14 protein-coding genes are annotated in these 23,499 nt (G+C 57.4%); 5 read left to right on the top strand and 9 right to left on the bottom strand.

Annotated features, from left to right (window positions below; translation table 11 throughout):
- Positions 1 to 24: 24 nt before the first annotated feature.
- The 4 genes from J2I48_RS19085 to J2I48_RS19070 all read right to left on the bottom strand — a co-directional run bounded on the left by J2I48_RS19085 (position 25) and on the right by J2I48_RS19070 (position 9,249).
- The gene (locus tag J2I48_RS19085) at positions 25 to 1,515 is read right to left on the bottom strand and encodes a glutamate synthase subunit beta (protein WP_207337086.1); all 1,491 of its coding nucleotides are present in this window, start codon (positions 1,513 to 1,515) and stop codon (positions 25 to 27) included.
- Positions 1,516 to 1,681: 166 nt separating this feature from the next.
- Complete coding sequence (gene gltB / locus J2I48_RS19080) at positions 1,682 to 6,298, bottom strand: glutamate synthase large subunit (RefSeq protein ID WP_207337085.1); 4,617 nt, start codon at positions 6,296 to 6,298, stop codon at positions 1,682 to 1,684.
- Between the two features lie 466 nt (positions 6,299 to 6,764).
- Positions 6,765 to 7,430: a response regulator gene (locus J2I48_RS19075; RefSeq protein WP_229376497.1), complete on the bottom strand. Its 666-nt coding sequence runs from the start codon at positions 7,428 to 7,430 to the stop codon at positions 6,765 to 6,767.
- Positions 7,423 to 9,249 carry a sensor histidine kinase gene (locus J2I48_RS19070; RefSeq protein ID WP_207337084.1) on the bottom strand — a complete coding sequence of 609 codons (1,827 nt, stop codon included), beginning with the start codon at positions 9,247 to 9,249 and terminating at the stop codon, positions 7,423 to 7,425. The genes J2I48_RS19075 and J2I48_RS19070 overlap by 8 nt, the downstream gene beginning before the upstream one ends.
- A gap of 327 nt (positions 9,250 to 9,576) precedes the next feature.
- Here J2I48_RS19070 and J2I48_RS19065 point away from each other — a divergent pair, with 327 nt between their 5' ends.
- From J2I48_RS19065 to J2I48_RS19055, 3 genes are read left to right on the top strand one after another with little or no spacing between them, the layout of a single operon-like run.
- Positions 9,577 to 10,500: a hypothetical protein gene (locus J2I48_RS19065; protein WP_207337083.1), complete on the top strand. Its 924-nt coding sequence runs from the start codon at positions 9,577 to 9,579 to the stop codon at positions 10,498 to 10,500.
- Positions 10,497 to 12,119: an apolipoprotein N-acyltransferase gene (gene lnt, locus J2I48_RS19060; RefSeq protein ID WP_207337082.1), complete on the top strand. Its 1,623-nt coding sequence runs from the start codon at positions 10,497 to 10,499 to the stop codon at positions 12,117 to 12,119. Before J2I48_RS19065 ends, lnt begins: the two co-directional genes overlap by 4 nt.
- A gap of 4 nt (positions 12,120 to 12,123) precedes the next feature.
- Positions 12,124 to 13,242: an autotransporter outer membrane beta-barrel domain-containing protein gene (locus J2I48_RS19055; protein ID WP_207337081.1), complete on the top strand. Its 1,119-nt coding sequence runs from the start codon at positions 12,124 to 12,126 to the stop codon at positions 13,240 to 13,242.
- A 40-nt stretch (positions 13,243 to 13,282) separates the two neighbouring features.
- Here J2I48_RS19055 and J2I48_RS19050 read toward each other — a convergent pair whose 3' ends face one another.
- The 4 genes from J2I48_RS19050 to J2I48_RS19035 all read right to left on the bottom strand — a co-directional run bounded on the left by J2I48_RS19050 (position 13,283) and on the right by J2I48_RS19035 (position 16,503).
- Positions 13,283 to 13,933, bottom strand: a complete 651-nt coding sequence (locus J2I48_RS19050) for an NAD(P)-dependent oxidoreductase (RefSeq protein WP_207337080.1) — start codon at positions 13,931 to 13,933, stop codon at positions 13,283 to 13,285.
- A 110-nt stretch (positions 13,934 to 14,043) separates the two neighbouring features.
- Positions 14,044 to 14,868 (bottom strand): FHA domain-containing protein, encoded by an 825-nt coding sequence (locus J2I48_RS19045; RefSeq protein ID WP_207337079.1) that lies wholly within the window; start codon positions 14,866 to 14,868, stop codon positions 14,044 to 14,046.
- Between the two features lie 22 nt (positions 14,869 to 14,890).
- Positions 14,891 to 15,511: an FHA domain-containing protein gene (locus J2I48_RS19040; protein WP_207337078.1), complete on the bottom strand. Its 621-nt coding sequence runs from the start codon at positions 15,509 to 15,511 to the stop codon at positions 14,891 to 14,893.
- Between the two features lie 110 nt (positions 15,512 to 15,621).
- Positions 15,622 to 16,503: a hypothetical protein gene (locus J2I48_RS19035; RefSeq protein ID WP_207337077.1), complete on the bottom strand. Its 882-nt coding sequence runs from the start codon at positions 16,501 to 16,503 to the stop codon at positions 15,622 to 15,624.
- Positions 16,504 to 16,797: 294 nt separating this feature from the next.
- Between J2I48_RS19035 and J2I48_RS19030 the strand changes: the two genes are divergently transcribed.
- Positions 16,798 to 18,462 (top strand): glycoside hydrolase family 5 protein, encoded by a 1,665-nt coding sequence (locus J2I48_RS19030; RefSeq protein WP_207337076.1) that lies wholly within the window; start codon positions 16,798 to 16,800, stop codon positions 18,460 to 18,462.
- Between the two features lie 10 nt (positions 18,463 to 18,472).
- On the opposite strand, the gene J2I48_RS19025 is transcribed toward J2I48_RS19030, so the two are convergent.
- Complete coding sequence (locus J2I48_RS19025; protein ID WP_207337075.1) at positions 18,473 to 19,969, bottom strand: capsule assembly Wzi family protein; 1,497 nt, start codon at positions 19,967 to 19,969, stop codon at positions 18,473 to 18,475.
- Between the two features lie 222 nt (positions 19,970 to 20,191).
- On the opposite strand from J2I48_RS19025, the gene J2I48_RS19020 reads away from it, so the two are divergent.
- Positions 20,192 to 23,353 carry a TonB-dependent receptor gene (locus J2I48_RS19020; RefSeq protein ID WP_207337074.1) on the top strand — a complete coding sequence of 1,054 codons (3,162 nt, stop codon included), beginning with the start codon at positions 20,192 to 20,194 and terminating at the stop codon, positions 23,351 to 23,353.
- Positions 23,354 to 23,499 lie beyond the last annotated feature (146 nt).

The following is a 23,499-nucleotide window of genomic DNA, read 5'->3' as shown; positions in this document are numbered from 1 at the left end:
TTAACCTAATCTGTCTCAGTCGTCCTACGCCGTGGCCAGCATCGAGAGGGCTTTGGCTTCCAGAAACGACTCACCCATGAGGTATTCGTCGGCGGCGCGGGCGGCCTCACGACCCTCCGAAATGGCCCACACCACCAGCGATTGCCCCCGGCGCATATCGCCGGCAGCGAATACTCTGGGGTTACTAACGGTCTGGTAATGAATCGTTTTCACGTTGCCGCGTTCGTCGCGCTCCAGGTCAAGGCCGCTGAGGAGGCCTTCGTGCTGGGGGTGCAGGAAACCCGCCGCCAGCAGGGCCAGTTCGCAGGGAACGTCGCGCTCCGAGCCGGGAACTTCGACCATCTGCATCCTGCCACCCTCATTTTTCCACTCCAGGTCCACCAGCCGCAGGGCCTTCAGATTGCCGTTCTCGTCGCCAATGAAGGCTTTCGTGTTGATGCTCCACTGCCGCTCGCAGCCTTCTTCATGGCTGGTGCTCGTGCGGAGCATCATGGGCCAGTGGGGCCAGGGTGTGCTGGCGGCGCGGTCGGTGGGGGGCATGGGCATCAGTTCGATCTGCGTGATGCTTGCGGCCCCGTGCCGGTTGGACGTACCCACGCAGTCGGAACCGGTGTCGCCGCCGCCAATGACAAACACGTTTTTGCCCGTTGCCAGCAGTTCGCCATTGGCGTAGGGTGCGCCCCGGTGATCGACCGAAACGGGCCGGTCGGCATTGCGTTTGTTTTGCTGACTCAGGAATTCCATGGCCGGGTAAATGCCTTTAAGATCACGTCCCGGAATGGGCAGGTCGCGGGGTACGGTGCTGCCACCAGTAAGCATAACCAGGTCGAAGTCGGCCAGCAGGTCTTTGGCTTTGATATCCACGCCTACGTTCACGCCCGTGCGGAAGGTGATGCCCTCGGCCTCCATCACGGTTAGTCGACGGTCGATGGTCCACTTTTCGAGCTTGAAATCGGGGATGCCGTAGCGCAGTAAGCCGCCAATCTGGTCGGCGCGTTCAAAGAGCGTCACGGTATGACCTGCTTTGTTCAACTGCGTGGCGGCAGCCATACCGGCGGGGCCAGAACCGACCACAGCCACGGTTTTGCCCGTCCGTTTCAGGGGTGGCTGTGGCGTCACGTACCCACGCTCAAAGGCCACTTCGGCAATCGACTTTTCGATGAACTCAATCGCCACGGGCGGCTTGTTGATACCCAACACGCAGGCCGACTCGCAGGGAGCCGGGCAGATGCGCCCCGTAAATTCCGGGAAGTTGTTGGTTGACGACAGGATCTCCCAGGCGTATTGCCAGTTCTGCTCATACACGGCGTCGTTAAACTCCGGGATGATGTTACCCAGCGGACAGCCGCTATGGCAGAATGGCGTACCACAATCCATGCAGCGGGCGGCCTGTTTCTGAGTGATGTCCTCAGAATAGGGTTGCTCAATTTCCTTATAATCGTGTACCCGCTCGGCAGCGTCGCGCTTCTTTGGCAGTTCGCGGGTAAATTCTAAAAATCCGGTAGGTTTGCCCATTGTAAAAGAGCGAAAGAGTTAATGAGTGAAAGAGTGAGTGGGGCGGATAAAAAAGGGTTTTTGACAGGATTATCAGGATTTTAAGTTCTCCTTCCTAGTAAGCTTAGAGCAAAAGAAATCCTGTTTATCCTGAAATCCTGATAATCCTGTCAAAAACCCTTTTTTATTAATTCTGCACCACGTCAACTGTAATATCCTGGTAGACAACACTTTTGTCGCGGATCTGGTCGGCGAGGGAGATGCCGCGGCTGGCGAGGGCGGCTTTGAAATCGCCGGGGAGCACCTTCACAAATTTGCCCAGTTGTGCGTCCCAGTCCTGCATCAGGGCCAGGGCTACGTTGCTGGTGGTGTGCTGAAAATGCTTCTCTACAAAGTCGCGCAGGATGGTCCGATCTTCCTCGTTTAGTGGCTCCAGGCTCACCATCTCGCGGTTGACGTTGGCCGGGAACGAGCCGTCGATGTCATACACGTAGGCCACCCCGCCGCTCATACCCGCCGCGAAGTTGCGGCCGGTTTTACCCAGCACCACGGCCACGCCACCCGTCATGTACTCGAGGCCGTGGTCGCCCACGCCTTCTACCACCACTTTGGCGCCGGAGTTGCGCACGGCAAACCGCTCGCCCGCCATGCCGCGAATGTAGGCCTCGCCAGAGGTCGCGCCGTAGAACGACACGTTGCCCACGATGCTGTTTTCTTCGGGGGTAAATGTAGCCGTGCGGTCGGGGTAAACAATCAGTTCAGCGCCGCAGAGGCCTTTTCCGAAGTAATCGTTGGCATCGCCTTCCAGTTCCAGCCGCACCCCGGCGGTGGTAAACGCGCCGAAACTCTGACCCGCCGTACCCCGAAACTTGAAGTGGATGGTATTGGTCGGCAGACCCGGCCCCCCGTAGACTTTTGAAATCTCGTTCGACAGCATCGTGCCGATGGTCCGGTTGATATTCTGCACCGGAAATTCGGCATAGACCGATTCTGCCGAACGCGGCCCGGCGTGTTGCAGGGCCGGCTGAGCCAATTCAATCAGCTGACGGTCAAGGACATGGTCGATGCCGTGGTCCTGATCTTCCTGCTTGTACAGGGCCACGTCGAAGTTGGCGGGTTCGCGGTAGAGCAGGCCCGACAGGTCCAACGTTTTGTATTTCCAGTTGGTAATGTCGGGTCGCATTTCGAGCAACTGCGCCTGCCCAATCATCTCGGCCACGGTGCGAAAACCCAACTCGGCCATGATCTCGCGGAGTTCCTGCGCCATGAACGTAAACATGTTCACCACGTGTTCGGGCTTGCCTGTGAACAGGGCGCGGAGTTCCTTGTTCTGCGTGGCCACGCCCACCGGGCAGGTGTTCAGGTGGCATTTGCGCATCATAATACAACCAGCAGCTACCAGTGCGGCCGTGGCCACGCCAAACTCTTCGGCACCCAGCATGGCCGCAATGGCAATGTCGCGCCCGGTCCTGATCTGCCCGTCGGCCTGCACGGTTACGCGGCCCCGGAGCTTGTTTTTCACCAGCGTCTGGTGCGTTTCGGCCAGACCCAGTTCCCACGGCAATCCCGCATGACGAATGCTCGACAGGGGCGAAGCACCCGTGCCGCCGTCGTGGCCCGACACCAGAATATGATCGGCGTGGGCTTTGGTCACACCCGCCGCAATGGTGCCCACGCCCGCTTCCGATACCAGTTTTACGCTGATGCGGGCGGCCCGGTTCGCGTTTTTGAGATCGAAAATGAGCTGGGCCAGGTCTTCAATGGAATAGATGTCATGGTGGGGCGGGGGCGAAATCAGGCCTACGCCGGGGGTGCTGTGTCGGGTGCGGCCAATCCAGTCGTCGACTTTGTGGCCGGGCAGTTGACCCCCTTCGCCGGGCTTGGCCCCCTGCGCCATCTTAATCTGCAACTCGCGCGCGTTGCTCAGGTAGTGGCTCGTTACCCCAAACCGGCCCGACGCCACCTGCTTAATGGCTGAATTCATGCTGTCGCCGTTGGGTAGCGGGTTGAAGCGCAGCTCGTCTTCACCACCTTCGCCGGAGTTGCTTTTGCCGCCAATGCGGTTCATGGCAATGGCTAGTGTAGTGTGGGCTTCCCACGAAATTGACCCGAACGACATAGCCCCGGTGGCAAACCGTTTGAAAATCGCCTCGACCGGTTCTACCTCGTCAATCGAGATCGATTCGGCTTTTTTAAATTGGAGCAGACCACGTAACGTCAGCGCGTTTCTGGTCTGATCGTCAATGAGTTGGCTATACTTTTTGAACAGTTTGTAATCGCCTTTCTGGGTCGACTGTTGCAGCAGGTGGATGGTGTCGGGGTTGAAAATGTGTTTCTCGCCGCGCTGTTTCCATTGGTAAATGCCGCCTACTTCGAGCCGCCGCGTGGCCACCGTAGGCACCGGCGGGAAGGCCGTGTGGTGCCGTACCAGCACCTCCCGCGCAATCTCGGCCAGGCCCATGCCCCCAATGCGCGATACCGTGCCCGTGAAGTAGCGGTCTACCACCGATTTGTTCAGACCGAGACACTCAAAGATCATGGAACCCTGGTACGATTGCAGGGTCGAGATGCCCATCTTCGAGAAGATCTTCAGCAACTCGCCGTCTACCGCCTTGATGTAATTCTTGTTCAGCTTCTCGATGTCATAATCAACCTGTAATTGGTTTTTCTCTTTCAGGCTGGCAATGGTTTCAAACGCCATATACGGGTTTACCGCACTCGCGCCGTAGCCAATGAGCGTGGCCACGTGGTGCGTTTCCCACACGTCGCCGGCCTCCACCAGAATGCCCACTTTACCGCGCAGCCCTTCCCGAATGAGATAATGATGCACCGCCGACGTGGCCAGCAACGACGGAATGGGCGCGTGGCACGAGTCGATGGCGCGGTCGGAGAGGATCACGATAGTGTAGCCGTCTTCGATGGCGTCTTTGGCATAGCGGCACACCCGGTCCAGCGCCCGTTCCAGCGATTCGCCCTTGCCGTCGGCCAGAAACAAGGTGTTGATAGTCTTGGCCTGGAACCGGCGGCGGTCAATAAACCGCAGCTTGTCGAACTCCTGGATAGTCAGTACCGGCTGATCCAGTTCCACTTGTCGGCAGTGCTCGGGCGACTCAGACAGCAGGTTGCTGGTGGCCCCTACAAACGAGATCAGCGACATGATGGCCCGCTCCCGAATCGAGTCGATGGGCGGGTTGGTGACCTGCGCAAACAGCTGCTTGAAGTAATGGCTCAGGTGCTGACTTTGCTCGGACAAAATGGCCAGGGGTACATCAGTGCCCATGGAGCCGAGGGCTTCTTTGCCCGTCTCGACCATCGGGGCCAGAATCATGCGGAGGTCTTCGGAGGTGAAGCCAAAGGCCTGTTGCAGCCGCAGGAGGGTTTTCTCGTCGTAGCGGCTGTAGGTTCGGGCGGGGGCAGTGAGGTCGGCAATCTTCACCTTGTTTTCGTCCAGCCACTGCTGATACGGCTGCGCCGAACAGATCGTGTTCTTGATTTCTTCGTCGGCAATGATGCGGCCCTGCTCCATGTCGACCACAAACATTTTGCCGGGCTGCAACCGCCCTTTGCTCACCACCTTGGCGGGGTCTATGTCGATCACCCCCGCTTCAGACGCCATGATCACCACGTCGTCGGCAGTGACCCAGAAACGCGAGGGGCGCAGGCCGTTGCGGTCGAGGGTGGCACCCACGATGCGGCCGTCGGTGAAGGAAATCGAGGCGGGGCCGTCCCAGGGTTCAATCAGGGCGGCGTGGTATTCGTAGAACGCGTGGCGCACGGGGTCCATGTCGGCGTTGCCATCCCAGGCTTCGGGAATGAGCATCATCATCACGTGCGGCAACGACCGACCGCTCATCACGAGCAGTTCAATGGCATTGTCGAGGTTGGCCGAATCCGACTGGCTGTGGTCGCAGATGGGCAGGAGCATGTCCATCTCTTCGCGGGTAAACTGGCTCGATTCCAGCAGCGACTCGGCGGCTTTCATCCAGTTTACATTGCCCTTCACGGTGTTGATTTCGCCGTTGTGGGCAATGTAGCGAAACGGCTGCGCCAGCTTCCACGATGGAAATGTGTTGGTCGAAAACCGCGAGTGCACCACGCCCAGGGCTGAAACGACGTCGTCGTTTTCCAGATCGGGAAAATACGGCTCCAGCTGTTCGGTGGTCAGTTGCCCTTTGTACGTAATGGTGCGGCACGACAGCGACGAGAAATAGAAGTTTTCCACGCCTGCTACGGTCTCGTTGACCATGCGGGTGCTGACGTTGCGCAGAATGTACAGTTTCCGCTCGAAATCGTCGGTCGTCAACACGGTGGCGGGGCGCTTCACAAAAAGCTGTTCCATCTGCGGCTCGGCCGAACGCGAGGTTTCACCCAGGTCGGCGTTGTTCACCGGCACTACGCGGTAGCAGAGCAGTTCGAGGCCCAGCTTCTTCATTTTCCGGTTTAGCACGGCGCGGCACTCTTCGCGCAGCCATACGTCTTTAGGGAAATAGACCATGCCTACGCCATACTCACCGGCGGCGGGCAGGTGAACGCCCAGTTTCCGGCATTCGTCTACAAAGAATTCGTGCGGCAACTGAATCAGCAGACCAGCCCCGTCGCCCGAATTGGCTTCGGCACCCACGGCACCCCGGTGTTCCATCCGCCGCAGCATCGACAGGGCATTGGCCACGATGGTGTGCGACTTGCGGCCTTTGATATGCGCCACAAAGCCGATACCACAGTTATCGTGCTCAAATTCGGGATGATACAGGCCCGTTTGTACCGGCGCGGACAGCCCGCTTGCTTGGTCGACTTGGTCAGACATGAACGAAAAATAGGTTAACTGGCCGGTAGCCGGATGGGCACTATAGCAGCCCTGAGAAACCGACGCTGTGTTGCGAAAAAGACAACGAACGATCTAGGAAAGTTGGTTAAAGACGTTGTGTCTGCCCGTTAACTAACTTTTGTTTGTGATGAAAGCTACGCAATATACTAGATCAGCTGTATGGTAGAAAGGCCATTTTGCCAAATTTCATTCGCTCAAGTTGTAGTTATGGCTATGATTATAAAAGTTCTATAAAAAAGCATATGTCGTAATAGCGTTCAGCCGTTTTTGCTGTATTGGCAACATATGAACTGAATTATTATCGCTTTACTAAGATGAACATGGTTTTGCTAGCAATTGTATAATAAGGTTAGCCTTGGTATAGAACGAATTTTCAATAGGTTGTGGTTTGGGGGTATTGGTTGACCGATGCAAGCGTACTGGCGCGTCAGCTAACCGCCACTCATTACAATCCCTGTTCGTTGGCAAGGCGGATGAGTTCGGCGGTGCTGTTGGTGCCTAATTTGAAGTGGATGTTGCGGCGGTGGGTTTTAATGGTCAGGTAGCTCAGCCCGGTTTGCGCGGCTATCTGCTGCGAATTTAACCCCTCCACAACCAGCCGGATGATAGTCAGTTCGCGGGGAGTGAGCTGGTATTGTTTCAGAAAAACATCGTCGGCGTGTCCATTTGGAGCCACATTTTTGGTTAGCTGCGGGTCGAAGTAGTGACCACCCGCCAGCACCGTTCGGATACCCGTCAGCAGGGTTGGGCGACTGGCGTTTTTCAGGATATATCCCGACACGCCGATACGCCGGAAGTCATCGACCAGCTGTTGTTCAGCATACATGGTCAGGATAATAATTTTCAGCGAAGGAAAATCGCGCAGTAAATACGGGGCCAGGTCATGGCCATTCTGCCGGGGCATGTTTACGTCGAGCAGCAGCAGATCGGGCGCGTATTGCTGAACAGCCGACCGCACCCCCGTCCCGTCGTACACCTGCCCAACGATCTGAAAATCGGCTTCGGTGTTGAGCAGGCTACAGAGGCCATCGCTAAATAGTTGGTGATCATCGGCCAGTAGAATACGCGCCGACGGGGTGATTTGCACACGCATAGGGCGCAAATTACGCATAGGGTACTTCTAAAGAGACCAGCGTGCCCATCGGGCCAGATTCGGTGATGAGGGTAGCGTGGAGGTAGTCGGCCCGAAGCCGGGTTGTTTTCAGGCCTATACCCTGGCTGCGGGTTGGTTCGCCAATGCCTTTGCCGTCGTCTTCTACCGAGGCATACAGAAAGGTGTCATAATAGATAAGCTGAAGGGTAATCTGACCTGCCTGCGCATGTTTAAGGGCGTTGGCCAACAACTCGCGCACAATGCGGTAGGTATTGATTTCGCGGTCGGGCGGGAGGCGGTGTTCCTGACCGTGCCCCACCAGCCGTACGGTAGCCTCAGTCTGCGCACGATTGGCCAGGTCAACGGCTTCTTCCAGCACCTGCCGGAGTCCTTTTTGAGCAAAGGCCGTGGGCATGAGGTGGTGCGAGATCAGCCGCAGGTCGTCTACGGCGCGTTCGGTAAGCCGAATGGCCGGGGCTAGTTCGGGGTTGGTTTCGTTGGTGCGCGATAGCTCTCCGCGCAGGGCTGAGAGTGTGCCGCCGAGGTCGTCGTGGAGGTTGGCGGCCAGTTGCTGCCGTTCGTCTTCCTGCGCCTGCATAATGCGCCGCGTTGTTTCCTGCTCTACTTCATTGAGCCTTAGCAGGGCCTGGCGGCGGTCTTCGTTGAAGCGGTACGCCAGCCCGGCCCCCAGTACCAACACTTCAACCAGCAGCACCGGACTCACAAACGGCATGGTGAAAGCGGGCATGTAGAGGGGCAGCAGCCAGCCGCTCAACAGGTAGTAGGTCAACAGCAGCAGCACCGGCGTGAGCGCCGCCAGCATCCAGATGGCCCCGGCCTGCCGCCGCCACACACCCAGCCCCAGGCAGGCAAACATGCCCAGCAGGTAAGCTTGTGTGGCCAGGTTAGCACCCTGCCGAATGGGCCAGCCATCGCCCAAAAGAAGCCCGGCCACCACCAGGCCAGTCAACGCCCAGACGGTCAATTGGGCATAGCGACGCAGCCACAGCCCGGCAAAGTTGGCAATACGGAGAAAGCGCAGGTAGAAGTGCCCCTGGAGAGCTATGGAGGCCAGCACCATCGTGTAACCAAAAAGTGGTGTACCCACCCAGCCATTTTGAAAGTGTAGATAGTCAAACAGACCGTTTATGTTCAGCGCGTAGGCAGCCTGCGCCGCCACATACAAACTGTACAGACCATAGAGCCAATGGCGCGTGTAGACGGCCAGTAGCAGCCCAAACAGTATGGCCAGCAGCAGACAACCATAAAGCCCACCCTGAATTAGCAGTTCGCGGGTCATGGCCACGCCAAATTCGCCTTCGTCATACAGCGTCAGCAGGGCTTTGCTCACCCGCTGATGCACATTGACTTTGGTGTGCACCATCAGGCGGCGCGTGGCATGAGGCGGAATGACCACGGGCAGGTTATGCAGTGGATAGGGTAGCGGACGATGCCGCACCGGCACCCGCCAGCCGCTTTGACTTGCCAGTTCGAGCACACCCGCCGGGGTATAGGTGTAGACTGCGATGGTATCGAAAAAAAACTGTTCGAGACCCATTACCAGCCGGCGGGGCGCGGCAGTGGGGTTATACACCGTCAGCATGAGGTAGTGGTGGCGCGAATCATCACCATAGCCCACCACAGCCGCAACGGGCCGGAAACGTGGCCATAGTGTGGCGAGTTGGGCGGGCGGTAGGGGGGCGGTTGTATCGAAGCGCGACAGATAGCCCACCAGCACAGACCGCCGAAAATCAGACGAAAGCTGAAGCGTTGGAGGAGAAGCCAAAAGTGGCTCTGCCCCAATGACCAACAGCCAAAAGATATGTAACCAGCGCATTAGGCAAAACTACGGTGACGACTATGCTGTATCACTACCTCCAAAGAGGTATTGAACCCATTTTTAGGCTTGCCGTACTTGCCGACCAGTTACTAAGCCTAGTCAAAAACCACCAATGACGCTCCGTTCTGTTTTCAGCACCTCTCTTCCATGAATCTCAACCTACTACCCAATCCCACGCGTCGGCTCGTCATCCCGGCCCTGTCCCTGTTATTCACCCTGCTAACGCTCACCAATGGCTGGGCGGGGATGTGTAATTGCATATGTTGCAAGTGCGATGGTGGGAACAAATGCAACTATTTGGATAAAAGGAAACCTCTGTTTCTTTTGCCCTTCGAGGGGCGGTCAACAACGGCCTGGGTGAGCAACCGTACCACCCTGTCACGCGATCTGGCATCGGCCAACCTGGTGTCGGAAGCCGCCGACCGGCTGCGGGAGAAGATGAGCGTGTCGGGGGCCATTACCCTGCTGGGGTCTGATTTCAACAGCTTTGCCTCGCCCGGTAAAAGCCAGTTGACCTACCTATCGAGAAGTACAAGCGTAACGTTCGACATGGTGATTGGCAACGCCAATGCCGTGAACGCCCAGGTCTGGACGCTCCCCGCCGACCTCACTACCCAATTAGATCGCGTATCGCGGGCCGACTTTGTCGCCGTTGGTAGCATCCCCGCCAGTTTGAGCATCGCGGGCGTCACGCACGTCAGCAAGTACATTGCGGGCAATCGGCAATACGTTCAATTCAGTCAATACCAGTTGAAAAGTAATGAGTTGCAGTATTTGGGCTATGCCGTTGACCGCAAAATCGGTACTGATTTCGCCCAGGGATCGCCCGACCTGAACAGCTCGTTTGCGACCGTACCGCTCACGCTCGGCTCTACTTACACCGATATTGAGGTAGCCGAAGACCCTGCGGATGATACGAAGTACGAAAACACCAGCGTCATTACCTTCGACGGGTTCGGTACCCTCAACACCCCCAACGGCTCATTTCAGGCACTGCGCTACACGATGAACACGACGGGAAAGACGTATGACGTGAGCGATCCCAACAATCCGGTGCAGATTGACACCGACTCAGGTACGCAGGTGGGTTGGGTTACGAAAGAAGGGAACTGGATTGTGGCTAACTACACCGACTACAACGCCACCACAAAAGCGGCCACACTCAGCAACGTGCGGTATTCGGCCATTGTACCCACGAGCAGCCTGTCGCCTATGTTTACCAACCCAAGCTGCAACTGCCCTCGATGAGTCTGCCAAAGCACATACCCGCGTGGCTTATTTCGGGTCTGCTCTACGGCCTGGCGTGGCCCGCATTTCCGGTCGAGACGGGTTGGCTGGCCTGGTTTGCGCTGGTGCCGTTGCTGTTGCGTATCCGCACGGTGCGGTCGTTTGGCGAATACGTCCGGGTTACGTTACCTGCATTTCTGGTTGCGTTGCCATTTGTCTGCTGGTGGCTAAGTTACTTTTCGCGCTGGGCCATGCCCATGATCTGGCTCACGCAGGGACCGTTTATCTGGGTGCCGGTGGCGTTGCTCTATCCCGTGCAGCAGCGCATTGGCTGGCGCAGCGCATTGCTGTTGCTTCCCCTCTTCTGGGCATTCTGGGAGTGGGCCTGGCTCTACGTCTGTGATTTCGACCTCGCCGTGGGTGGCCCCGGCACCACGCAGTGTACGGGCCTGTGGGTTAATCAGTTTGCCGATTTGACAGGCGTGTGGGGGCTTATTTTCTGGGCCATCGGCTTTAACGTGTTGCTAGCGCGGATCATCGACCAAACCGAGATGCGCTCCCTGCGGCAGGTGGTGGGGCGGCTGGCGGGGGCGAGCGCGCTCTGGCTGGCTGGGCCGATGCTATACAGCGCGGTGGTGCTGAACGTACCGACGCTGGTGGTGAAACCATCCGGGCCAGCCGTGCGGGTTGGGCTGGTGCAAACCAACGAAGACTCTTACGCGCCCACCACCGAAGCGAGCAAAGAAACGATATTGCGGCGGCTGATTGCGCTTGGGACCAAAGCCGCCAAACAAAAACCAGACATTATTGTGGCCCCGGAAGGTGCGTTTCCGCTGCCACTGCTGCGCGACTCGGCTCTGTTTGCGGGGATGCGGCAGTACGTGCAGTATTATAACGTCCCCTTTGCCACGGGCCTGATGACCCCCACCGACAGCGCACATTATTACAACGAAGCGTTTGTGTTTACGCCCGAATTGAGCCGGGTCTACGAGCCGATGCTGCTTCGTCCGCAGGACCTACAGGTATACCGCAAACAGCACAGCCTGGCGTTTGGCGAGGCTTCACCCTGGTTGCTGCGGTGGGCTGATCCCTGGCTGCGGCCCGGTAAGCCGTCGGTCACGTTGGGAGAAACGCCCTACGCTTTTACGTTCACCGACCAAAAGCAGAACGCCCGTAAAATCGCCATTGCCATCTGCTGGGAACAACTTTATCCCGCCACTATCGCCAAACTGACCAGCGAGGGCGACGAACGCAGCCCGACAGAATTGCTGACGTTTATTATGAACGATGGCTGGTTCTATGACTCGCCGGGACCGCGTATTCTGCTGGCCCTCACACAGTTACGGGCCATTGAAAACCGCCGTAGCATTGCCCGATGCGCCAATCAGGGTTATTCGGGCTACGTCGATCCATTCGGGCGGGTGGTTGCCCTGTTGCCCCGGCAGTGCGAGGCGGTGGGCGACATCAGCGTACAGACCAACGCTAAACTGAGTTTCTTCACCCGCCATCCCGACTGGTTCCCGATCACCTGCGGGCTGCTGTGCGTAGTGTTAGGGGTGGTGAATCTGCGCCGGAAACAGGCCATACCGCGCTTTAAAGTCCAATCCATTAAGCCATTAATGAACATACACAACCCTTGATTCTATGACGAAGCATTCCATATTCACTGGGCTGTTCCTGTTTGCGGCTACGGTAGCGCAGGCCCAAACGACCGTTATCCTCAACTCACCCACGCAGAGCGGGTCGGCTATCGGGCAGTTTAACACCGTTGTGGGGGCGGGCAACGCCGGGGCCGCGCTTAACTCGTCTTCGCTCAACAACACCTTCGTTGGCTACGACGCGGGCAGCGGAGTCATCTCCGGCACGGCCAACACCTTCGTGGGCACATCGGCGGGGCAGTCAACGTCGGCGGGTAGTAACAACACCTTCGTTGGGACGGCGTCGGGTTATAATAGCCTGAGTACGTCGGCCAATACGTTTGTGGGTAACCAGAGCGGATTTAATACACTCTCCAGCGGCAACACGTTTATTGGCTCCTGTGCCGGACGAGCTAACACTGCCGGGTTGAACAACGTGTTTGTGGGTGCCTGCGCGGGGGGCGGCAACCAAACCGGCAACAACAACACCATCGTGGGCAATGGGGCCGGTCCTGCCTCCTTCAATTCCGATGACAATGTATATTTTGGCTATAATACGGGCCGCAATGACCGGGGCCGGGGCAACACCTTTCTGGGTACTGGGGCCGACATTCTGGCTGGTGACATGCCCCTCTACAACGCCACCGCCATTGGCTACGGTGCCCGCGTGGCTGTGAACAATGCCCTCGTGCTGGGCAACGGGGCCAACGTGGGCGTAGGCACCAGCGCACCTACTGCCCGCCTGCACGTGGTGGGCAACGAACTGGGGCAATCAGGGTTGCGTTTGGAAACGCTGACGAACCAGAGCCACGCAGTCGCCGCGACCGATAAGTTCCTGACGGTCAACGCCCAGGGCGAGGTTGTGCTGGGTCGCCCACGCTTGCAAATCGACTCACCCACCCAGTGGGCCGACCGGGTGTTTACCGCTGGCTATCGGCTACGGTCGCTGTCGGAAACGGAGCAATTTATACACCGTAACGGCCATCTGCCCGACGTGCCGAGTGCCGAAACCGTAGCGAAAGAAGGGGTCGATTTAGTGAAGATGAACGCCCTGCTGCTCCAAAAAATAGAAGAACTGACGCTTCATGTCATCCGGCTGGAGAAGCGGTTAAAGCGGCCTCGGTAGGGGCAGGCTGGCCCGAATCGGTCGTGCCTGCCCCTACGGTTTATCCATTCGTGACAAACGGAAATTTCCCCACCCATTGGCTAGTCTCCCATTCGGTCAGGATAAACGAGGCCAGGTCAGCGCGGGTGAGTTTGATGCCCTTTACGGTGCCTACATACCCCACTTGGTAGCTGCCTTTGGCGGTATCTTCGGTTAGCATCGGCCCCCGCACAATAGTCCAGTCGAGGCCGCTTTGCCGGATCAACTCGGCATGGCTGATACCGTCCGTAAGTGCATTGCGGGCACCCGACCCGGCCACGTTTTTCATGATAAACACAATGAGGTTATCCATGAAGCCGGGTTTGTCGTGGGCGGCATCACGCACGCCGCCGCCCGTGAGGCTGATCAGCCGACGTAGCTTATGCTTTTTCAGGCTCTCAATAATGAGTTTGGTAGCGCGGGTTTGTAAATCGGGTTGGCTGGCTTTGTCCTGTCCCAGCAGGCTCACCACGCCATCTGAACTATAAATAACCTTATCAATATCGGCCGGATTGAGGGCGTCGCCTTTAATAAGCCGTAGGCGGGGATGGCTGATCGTGATTTTTTGTGGTGTGCGTACCAAGGCTTGAACCGTATACCCCGCTTCAAGCGCCTGTTGAATAAAAGGAAGGCCAGTGCGGCCGGAGGCACCAAATACAGCAATTGTTGCCATAAGTTTGAGATTTATGTTTGTACATGCAAACATAAATCCCAGCGCTTTGTCTACAGGTTTATCCTTTTTTTATTGTGTGCTCGCGATCATCAGGGGCCCCATCAACCGATTTAGAACACCGTTGTCCGGTTGGGGTCGTAATTGGTTTGGTCGGGGGTATCATTCATGGAAAACTGCGACTGCGCCACGGTATCGATGGTGAAGCGAAGAATAGTGCTGCCCGCCATGATGAGGTCGTCGGGTTCGAGGCAGATGCCGTCCTGGGCCTGCTTGTTGTCTTTTTCGCTGTACAGCTGAATGGTACTCACCCCGCTTACCCCCTGCCTCGATAGGCGAGTGCCATGCACGCTGCCCAGATCAGAGATAATGTAGGATGGCTGTCGATTGTGCAACCGCGTTTCGATCTGAAAATGCAGCCGGCTCATCTTCTTGTCGTCGGTCTGAATGGGGTGATCGCTCAGGTCAAAGTCCGATTTGCGGCCATACGTCTGCACCATGCCTTCACCGATGGCCAACCGTAGGATGCCGCCGTCCATACTCTGCATTTCCAGGTAAGCCACGCGTTTGGCCTGCGTTTTTGGCTCTTCAAACTGAATCGTTGGGGTAGACGAAATGGGTGGGGGGGGCGGGGTGGCGGCCTGAACGGGTGGTGCCGCTGGGGGTGTAGGTGCAGTAGCTGCCGTTGGGGTTACGGCGGCAGCGGGTGGGGGCGGCGGGGTGGCTGGGGGCGTAGTGGCGGATGGGGCAGGTGGCACCGCTGGCTCAGCAACGGGCTGCTGAAGTGCCTCTATTGGCCCCAAACATACAACCGTACATTTCGGCTGCTTACCCGACAGGCAATTGACCGACGCTTTCTGGTCGGCCTGCCAGTTGATCTCGCTGTCGACGTCGAACTGTTTAAGGCAATCGGGGCAATTGAACTTATAGATTCCCATGGTGGAAGGGAGTTCACTGTTTTTATATCGTCCAGATAGCTCCACAACCGGCCAGGCAGTGGCCTTGTTTCTGGTTGATAGACCGTTGCATCAGCATCTGAAAGCTCGAATCGCGGGTAAGCGGAAAGGGTGTGCCGCATTTGGGGCAGGCATACACCTGGGTCATCTGCGCTTCCAAATCAGCTAGTTCGCGGCGTTTGCGGGCGCTACGTTCGGCACCTACCAACCGGCCTAGGGCCAGACCAATCAGGGGCACACCCACTGCCAGGTCGGCAATCTGATCTGATATACCCCGGTTTTCGAGTTGTGCTTTCAGGGCAATATAATCGTTCCAGACGTTTTCCAGTTCAGCAAACTCACGGGTATAATCGTCGGGGTTGCGCGAGAAGGCTTTAATCAGTCGGCGGTAGGTGATGGGCTGGTTGCCAATGCGTACCTGATCGTCGGGTTGAAGGCGACGTTTCAGGATGCGGAAATCATTGACGAAGGTGCCGTTTGAACTGTTGTTGTCTTCCAGCCAGTACTCGCTGCCCACCTTCGTCACGCGGGCGTGGAGGTCGGTGATTGAAAGTGTAGGCACCACAATATGGTTTGTCTTGCCGCGCCCAATGGTGATGTACTTCGCGTTTTCAGATGCCTGCATGGTGGGAGGGGGCTTTAAAGTCTAAAGTCTAAGGTTTAAAGTTGCTTCGCGAGCTAAACTGACTCGCGAAGCAACTTTAAACCTTAGACTTTAGACTTTAAACGTTTTTTTTAATGTCCGAAATGATGGGCGTCGGCCAGAGCATCACCGTCGGGTAGGTGGTCTGCTCCGTGTTCGAGCGACTGATGCATATCGACCGATCCGATGGTAGTATCATCCATACTGCCGGTATGCTGGGCTGCAAAATCATCGTTGTGTTGTTGTGCTGGTGCCTCCGCTGGTGCCGTTTCGGTGGTCGACTCCACGTTATGGGCCAGCGGAACCAGGGTAGGCGCGGCGGCGGCCATGGGCACTACGGTGAGGGTAGGTTCGGTGGCAGCTTTTTCGGCGGGCTGCTCCTGTTCAGCGACGGCTTCGTGCGGCACCTCTGCGGCCTTGTGGGCGTGGTGCCCACCGTGGTGCGCTGCCATGCGGGGGGCATCATCGGTCATCACGCTGGCAGGGGCTTTCATGCCACCAGCGCTGGGCAACGTGGCCAAAAAGGCCAGACGGTCGGCACGGCTGAGGTTGTCCAGCTCAGGCTCATAGTAGGTGTTATACAAGCCGTTGTGCCAGGTGAAATGATGTCCGGCCCCCAACTGATGGCGCGCGGCAGCAAACGCTTCGTCAAACGTCAGGCTGTCCAGATTGTCGAGCGACGTGTTCAGGTTGGCGTTGGGGTCGGTCAGGGGGGTTACCATGGGCAGGGCTGATGCCTGGGCGCGGGCATCGGCTGCTGCGGCGGCCGCTGCTGCCGACGAGTTGTCTTCTACAGGTTCCGAACTACTGTCATCGAGCAGGCTCAGGCCATAGGCGGCAGCACCTAAAACAGCCGTGCCAGCGGCGGCTGTGGCGACAGCCCGTTTCTGGTCTGCCGGTTGCTCAATTGTTGACGGATCAGGCGTTACCTCAGGGTATTCCGAGTTTGATGAATTGTTTTCGTACATGGACATGGCGTTTAAACAGGTTAATCTGGCTGGATCACAGCTTTTCACTCGCTACTACCGATAAGTCTACTAAACTAATGAATAACTCCGATATAACAACGTATTTCTATCGGTCTACCGTATTTCAAACGGAAAAAAGCAACCGTATCTGGTGTGGACTTGCGTAACGACTATGTACACCTGTTTGTTTTTCCAGATTACCTGCCTAGCTTACTTCCCTGATAGAAGGTTAGCCGTTAGCCACTGGTAGTTAGCGGCTCACTCGCTGTGGCTCCGGCGTCTATTTTATCCAAACGCATTATGAAACACCTACTGTTAGTACTCGGCCTGCTGGCTCTATTGACGGCCTGCAAAAAACCAGCAAATGACCCGCTCACCGCTGACCCGACCGATGCCGACACGGTGAGTAGTGCCCAGCTGGCAACGCTTGTTCACCGCGACGGACGTAGTCTGGTTGTTAATGGACAGCCGATTCGGCTCAACGGCGTGGCCTTTGGCAATTGGGTGTGGGACAACAGCGCTACGCCGCCCACGCGGCACCACAACGAGCAGGACTTTGCCCGGTTGCAGCAAAGCGGTCTCAACTGTGTGCGGTTCTACCTCAACTACCGCTATTTTGAAGACGACAACCAGCCCTATGTGTACCGGCAGGCAGGCTGGGACTGGCTTGACCAAAACATTGCCTGGGCCAAAAAATACGGTGTCTACCTGATCCTGAACATGCACGTGCCGCAGGGCGGCTACCAGTCGCAGGGGAAAGGCGGGGCGTTGTGGGACGTGGTAGAAAACCAGAACCGGCTCACTAAACTATGGCGCGCCATTGCCCGCCGTTACCGGGCCGAGCCTGCCATTGCCGGTTTTGATTTGTTGAACGAACCGGTTACTACCCAGTCTATTGACCAATGGAAAAACCTGGCGCAGCGCATCACTACGGCCATTCGGGAGGTAGACAAAGGGCACCTGGTGGTGGTAGAACGGCTCAATGCGGTGGCGGGTGACTGGCGGGACTACAACGGCGAACGGAACATGTTTCTGGTCAACGATGCCAACGTGATGTACCAGTTCCACACCTATGACCCCTTCGAGTTTACCCACCAGACCTTCGACTGGGCGGGCCGGTCACCTACCGAATTTGAGCGCTATCCCGACGAAACAAAGTTATCTATCACCGACGCCACCTGGTATTCGGCCGTTTTCACCAATCCGGCCCTGCCCGCAGGTACCACCGACTGGGCTTATTACGAAGGCGTGAAGTTCACCGTCAACGACCCGAAAATCAAGATTGGTCAGGCTGTTTGTCAGGCCTCGACGCTGGGGGCGGGCAAGGCCTATTTCGACGAACTGGTGGTGCGTGAATATGCTCCCGACGGTTCGTTGGTACGTACGGTACTGACGGCTAACATGGACAACAAAGACGGCTGGTACTTCTGGAGTAAGGCCAACACCGGTAGCGCTGCGATTGTTGATGCCGGGAAGACGGGCAAGGGGGTAGTGATTGCTCAAACCACCGACGACGCCAACCTGGGCAGTTCGTCGTTGCCGTTTCTGATTCGGCAGGGATATAGCTATCAGGTGAGCGGCTGGATGCGCGGTGAGGCAGTGCCGACGGCCGCTACGGTGCGGTTACGGGTCGATTTTCAAACTACACAGCAGCCTATTCTAGCCCGCAACAAAGAGTACCTGCGCCAGGCACTAGCGTTCTATGCCGACTGGGGTAAGAAAACCAACGTGCCCATCTACCTCGGCGAATATGGTGCGGGAGCACCCTGTTTCCGCGATGGGCGGGGCGGCGCGCAATGGGTGACCGACATGATTGACCTGAACCGGGAATTTGGCTTTCACACTACCTACCACGACTACCATGAAGATGGCTTCGGCTGGTATTTCGGCTATAATGCCCTGCCTGACCCCGCCAATGCCAACACGGCGTTGATTGAGTTGTTCAAACAGAAATTTGGGCGTTAGTCAGTGGTTATCACCACGTCTTGCGAATGCCCAGATAGCCTCCCAGGGTGTTGGTAAGCAACTGCCCCTGGTCTGTGGCGAGGCTGGCCGACAGGCTGGTGTTGCCGAGCTGGTTGAGGGGCACCCGCGCCTGTAGCAGCCCCGAAAACTGGCCAATGGTGCTGAGGTAGGGCGTGCCGTGGAGGCCATGATTTTGGCTGTATGAAAACCGCCCCTGAACAGTGGTCCGACCTGCCACCGTAGCTTCAAACGCCCCGTAGAACGCCATAACGCGGTTATTTGGGTAAAAGAGAGCCGGATTGGGCAGGGCAATGTCGCGGGCGGGGATAATGAACGGGGTGCCAATGGTGCGCCGGAAATACGAATAGCCCTCTACGTACTGCCCGTGATTGTAGTAATTGTCGGCCCCCTTATAATACTGCCCTGGCACGTTGAACTCGTTGCCCGACTGGTTCATGGTCGATAGCACTTCGCCCACCACGCGCTGCCAAACCCAGAACCGCCCGGCGGTCGAGGTAGGCTTGGCGCGTTGCCAGCGTAGACCGTACAGCCCGTCGGGGGCATTAAGCCAGACCAGACCGCTGGCATCGTCGTAGGGGTGCTGGAGGTATAGCAGCCAGTTGGCATTGGGGCGCTTCAGACTGAAACCCAGGTCGACACTGCCCACGTGGTTGCCCACCCGATTGGCCCCGTCGAAGCTGGTATAGCGGCTGTTATCCCAGTCGTTGGGGAGGAAACCCAGGAAGACGCTTTTTACGAAATCGCCGAAATCGCTGGTCAGGTAGCCATTTACGGCATAAGGCGTGCCCACCAGGTAGGGCGCATAGCCACCCCACTGCACCATGTGGTTGATGCCCACTATGCCGTGCAGCCGCGATTGAGGCTTACCAAAGCGCAGAAACAGGGCCTTCTGATGCACATAGGCGTTTTGGACGTAGGGCACGTTGAACCAGACGTGCGCCAACTGCCCTTTGAACGCCACGGCCTTACCTAAAAAACCGACAGGCACATAGTCGGGGATGGCGAGTTGAATCTGCGGCATGGGCAGCGCGTTGTTCGACACCGAATAGGACCCCGACGATAGCAGCGTATCGACCAGCCCCAGGATCTGCCGTCGCCTGCCGCCCCAGAGTTCGATCTTGCCAAACCGGACTTTAGCGTAGGCTTCGGGCAGGAGCAGTTGTTGTTGACCAAAGCGGGGCTGATCCTGATTGAGGTTGCCCACGGCCTCTAGCCCAAACCCCCATCCAAAGCGGCGGCGGGGCAGAAGGGTGTCGGCGGGTTGGTAGTCGCGGAAGACACCCGCCCGGAGTTGTCCCGCCGGTGCCGACAGCGGCGACGTGCCCCAGGTAGTGGTACGTTGCCAGAAGGGCGTACGGTCGGTGGTGGACCCGTAGGCACCTACTTCAACCAGCGCATGGAGGTGGCCGTCGGCGGGTTGAGCCAGAGCGGGCAAGGAGAGCAGCAAACACACCAGCAGGCTGGCGGGGCGTAGTAGTGGAGTCATGAAATCGTATTCGATACCCTACTTACGCAAAAGCAATGGAAAAAGGATGCGTGAGCGCTAAAATCGATATTATGGCCTGAAATGAACGGCTTTCCGTAGAATTACTTAGCAGGCCTGTTTATAGACTATGGTAAGAACAGGTGTAATTAATCAAGGATAGCTAGGTGGGCTGTTAATCTTGTGTTAATTTCATCTCCCGTAATTAACCTAATCATCACAACCATGTTACGGGTATTTTTATTGAGTATATCGGCACTTTTTTTGTGCCTGACCACTGTCTTCGGACAAGTTACCACTGCCTCCATGGCAGGCCAGATTCTGGACGCTGAGGGTAACCAGCCACTGTTGGGGGCCACCGTTCAGGCTACGCACCAGCCCACCGGTACGCAGTATGGCGGCGTCACGCGCGAAGAAGGCCGGTTTGCCATTGCCAACATGCGCGTGGGTGGGCCTTACCTAATCACGGTCACCTACGTAGGCTACAAGACCGAGACCATCGAAAACGTGTCGCTGGTACTGGGGCAGCGGCTACCAGTAAACGTATCCCTGCGCAGTGAATCGTCAACATTGCAAACGGTGACGGTACGGGCTGCTTCCGGCGACGTGATGAGCAGCAACCGCACCGGGGCCAGCACCAACATTGGGTCGGAACAACTACGTACGCTGCCCACCATCAAGCGGTCGGTGTTCGATTACACGCGTCTGACGCCCATGTCGGGTGGCGACGGGTCGTTTGGGGGGCGCAACAGCCGGTTCAATAACTTTGCCCTGAACGGGGCCATTTTCGTAAACCCCTTCGGGCTGGATGCCGCCACACCCGGTGGGCAGGCCGACGCGCAGCCCGTTTCGCTCGACGCCATCGAGCAGGTGCAGGTGGCCCTCTCGCCCTACGACGTGACCCAGGCCGGGTTTACGGGTGCGGGCATCAACGCCGTGACCAAATCGGGCACCAACCAACTGCACGGTACGGTGTTTGGCTTTACCCGCAACCAGGACCTGACGGGCAAACGTATAAAGGGCACCGACATCACCGTGCCCAGCTCCAGCCAGAATCAATTTGGCTTTAGCCTGGGTGGGCCGATCATCAAAAACAAACTGTTTTTCTTTGTCAACGCTGAGTTCGACCGGCGGTCTGATTTAGGTTCGGCGGGTTGGGTGGCTAGTCGCCCCGGCCTGGCGGGGGCCAACGTGTCGCGGGTGGCGGCGGCTGACCTGGACCTGGTGGCGAATACGCTGAAAACGGTGTACGGCTATGACCCCGGCGCTTACGAAAATTATACGCACTTCACTAACAACAGCAAGGGCATTCTGAAGCTCGACTGGAACATCAACCGGGTGCATAAGCTGTCGTTCATGTATAACTTCCTCGATGCCAGCCGCGATTTGCCTGCCAACCCCTCGGCCATTGGTCGGCGGGGTCCGGACTTCCTGACGCTGCAATATTACTCGTCGGGCTACCGGATCAACAACAAGCTGAACGGCGGTATTCTGGAACTGAACTCGAACTTCAACGGGCGCTATGCCAACAAGTTGCAGGTGGGCTACACATCCTTCCGCGATGCCCGCGACCCGTTTTCGTCGCCGTTTCCGACCATCAACATCGGCAAAGACGGTGTGCGCTACATTGTGGCCGGGCATGAGCCGTTTTCGATCAACAACCGCCTCACGCAGGACGTGACCCAGATCACCGACAATTTTAACATCTACGCAGGCAAACACACGATTACGCTGGGCGGCAGCTTCGAGAAATTCAGCTTCGGCAACTCGTTTAACCTGGGGGCCTACGCCGGCGTGTTTGGACCAGAGTTCGCTTCCGTTGCCGACTTTGTCAGAACGGCTAACAACCTCGTTCCGTACGGCCAGGATTTCAACGGCAAAGACACCTACTTCAAAGACGCGGTAGCCGGAGCCAAGGCTACCTTCGCGGCGGGTAAATGGGCACTGGCCGAAACCAACGTGGGGCAACTGGGCCTGTATGCGCAGGACGAATGGCAGGCTACCCAGAAGCTGGTGCTGACCTACGGCCTGAAAGTAGACATGCCGATGTATTTCAACACCAAAGAGAAGATTCAGGAAAACATCAGCCCAGACCGCAACTGCTGCTACTTCCCCGACCGGACGTACTTCAACGAAAACGGGCAGACTGTCAAACTCAACTCGCTGGAGTTGCCCACCACGGCCCCGCTGTTTTCGCCCCGCGTGGGCTTCAACTACGACCTGAAAGGCGACGGCAAGCAGAAATTGCGCGGTGGTACGGGTGTGTTTACGGGCCGGTTCCCGTTTGTGTGGATCGGCAATCAGGTAGCTAACCCCAACTTCTATTTCTACTGCACCACCTCGCCCGATTTCCGGTTTCCGCAGGTGTGGAAAAGCAGTCTGGGCTACGACCACAAGTTTGCCAACGGCTGGACTACCTCTGTTGATGTACTGTATAACAAAGACATCAACGCCATGATTGTGCGCAACTACGGCCTCAACAAGCCCACCGGCAAACTTCAAACCCCCGACAGCCGCCCGTATTACCTGGCTTCTGACAAAGCGCAGAACGATGCCTACGTGTTCACCAACACCAACCTGGGCTACACCTTCAACGCCAGCATTCAGGTGCAGCGGGCGTTCCAGAACGGCTTTTTTGTGAGCGGGGCCTACAACTACCTCAACGCGCAGGACGCCTCGTCGCTGAGTGCCGAAATCTCGTCGGATGCCTACGCCCGCAACCCCGCCTATGGTAACGTGAATCAGGCCGTGGCCGGACCGTCGTACTACGGCAACCGCCACCGGTTTGTGGGGTCGCTCTCGAAGCGGTTTGTGTATGGTGATGGCCGTTGGGCCACCACGGTGTCGGGCGTGGCCGAATACGCCGAAGGTAACCGCTTTAGCTTCACCTATGGCGGCGACATCAACAACGACGGCGCCTTTGATAACGACCTGCTGTTTATTCCGACCGCCGCTCAGGTGGGGCAGATGCGCTTTTCGGGCGATGATGCTGCACAAGCAGGGCAGCGTACTGCCCTGGAAAAATACATTCAGCAGGACGACTACCTCAACAGCCACCGGGGCGAAGTGGCGGGCAAATTTGCGTCTATGACCCCCTGGTTCTCGACCTTCGACCTGCGTGTGATGCAGGACCTGCGCATCAGAAAGGCCAACACCATTCAGTTCAGCCTCGACGTGCTCAACTTCGGCAACCTGCTCAACAGCGACTGGGGCGTGCGGCAAATTGCGTCTTACACCGGCCTGGCTCAACCACTGGGTGCCTCCGCCGACCCCAAAACGGGCGCGGTGGTCTACAGCTTCGACGCCAACCAGAAGAGCACCTTCTTCAACGATACCCAGCTCATCTCCCGCTGGCGGATGCAGTTCGGCCTGCGCTATTCGTTCTGATTTGTATATGGGTGGCACACAAAAAAAGGGGCTTCTGCAAGATGCAGAAGCCCCTTTTTTTGTGTGCCACCCAACTCCTCCAAGGGTGATGAGCACCCAAGATAAGCCCGGACTCGCGACTCTACTACTGGCTTTTTCACCCTTGG

It is taken from the genome of Fibrella aquatilis, from assembly GCF_017353255.1.
Lineage (GTDB): Bacteria > Bacteroidota > Bacteroidia > Cytophagales > Spirosomataceae > Fibrella > Fibrella aquatilis.
This window is presented reverse-complemented; position numbering and strand designations above follow the sequence as displayed.

What these genes read in the sequence shown, in the direction of transcription:
- J2I48_RS19085 (WP_207337086.1), bottom strand. Translation starts at nt 1,515, where the DNA reads ATGGGCAAACCTACCGGATTTTTAGAATTTACCCGCGAACTGCCAAAG.
- gltB (WP_207337085.1), bottom strand. Translation starts at nt 6,298, where the DNA reads ATGTCTGACCAAGTCGACCAAGCAAGCGGGCTGTCCGCGCCGGTACAA.
- J2I48_RS19075 (WP_229376497.1), bottom strand. Translation starts at nt 7,430, where the DNA reads ATGCGTAATTTGCGCCCTATGCGTGTGCAAATCACCCCGTCGGCGCGT.
- J2I48_RS19070 (WP_207337084.1), bottom strand. Translation starts at nt 9,249, where the DNA reads ATGCGCTGGTTACATATCTTTTGGCTGTTGGTCATTGGGGCAGAGCCA.
- lnt (WP_207337082.1), top strand. Translation starts at nt 10,497, where the DNA reads ATGAGTCTGCCAAAGCACATACCCGCGTGGCTTATTTCGGGTCTGCTC.
- J2I48_RS19055 (WP_207337081.1), top strand. Translation starts at nt 12,124, where the DNA reads ATGACGAAGCATTCCATATTCACTGGGCTGTTCCTGTTTGCGGCTACG.
- J2I48_RS19050 (WP_207337080.1), bottom strand. Translation starts at nt 13,933, where the DNA reads ATGGCAACAATTGCTGTATTTGGTGCCTCCGGCCGCACTGGCCTTCCT.
- J2I48_RS19045 (WP_207337079.1), bottom strand. Translation starts at nt 14,868, where the DNA reads ATGGGAATCTATAAGTTCAATTGCCCCGATTGCCTTAAACAGTTCGAC.
- J2I48_RS19040 (WP_207337078.1), bottom strand. Translation starts at nt 15,511, where the DNA reads ATGCAGGCATCTGAAAACGCGAAGTACATCACCATTGGGCGCGGCAAG.
- J2I48_RS19035 (WP_207337077.1), bottom strand. Translation starts at nt 16,503, where the DNA reads ATGTCCATGTACGAAAACAATTCATCAAACTCGGAATACCCTGAGGTA.
- J2I48_RS19030 (WP_207337076.1), top strand. Translation starts at nt 16,798, where the DNA reads ATGAAACACCTACTGTTAGTACTCGGCCTGCTGGCTCTATTGACGGCC.
- J2I48_RS19025 (WP_207337075.1), bottom strand. Translation starts at nt 19,969, where the DNA reads ATGACTCCACTACTACGCCCCGCCAGCCTGCTGGTGTGTTTGCTGCTC.
- J2I48_RS19020 (WP_207337074.1), top strand. Translation starts at nt 20,192, where the DNA reads ATGTTACGGGTATTTTTATTGAGTATATCGGCACTTTTTTTGTGCCTG.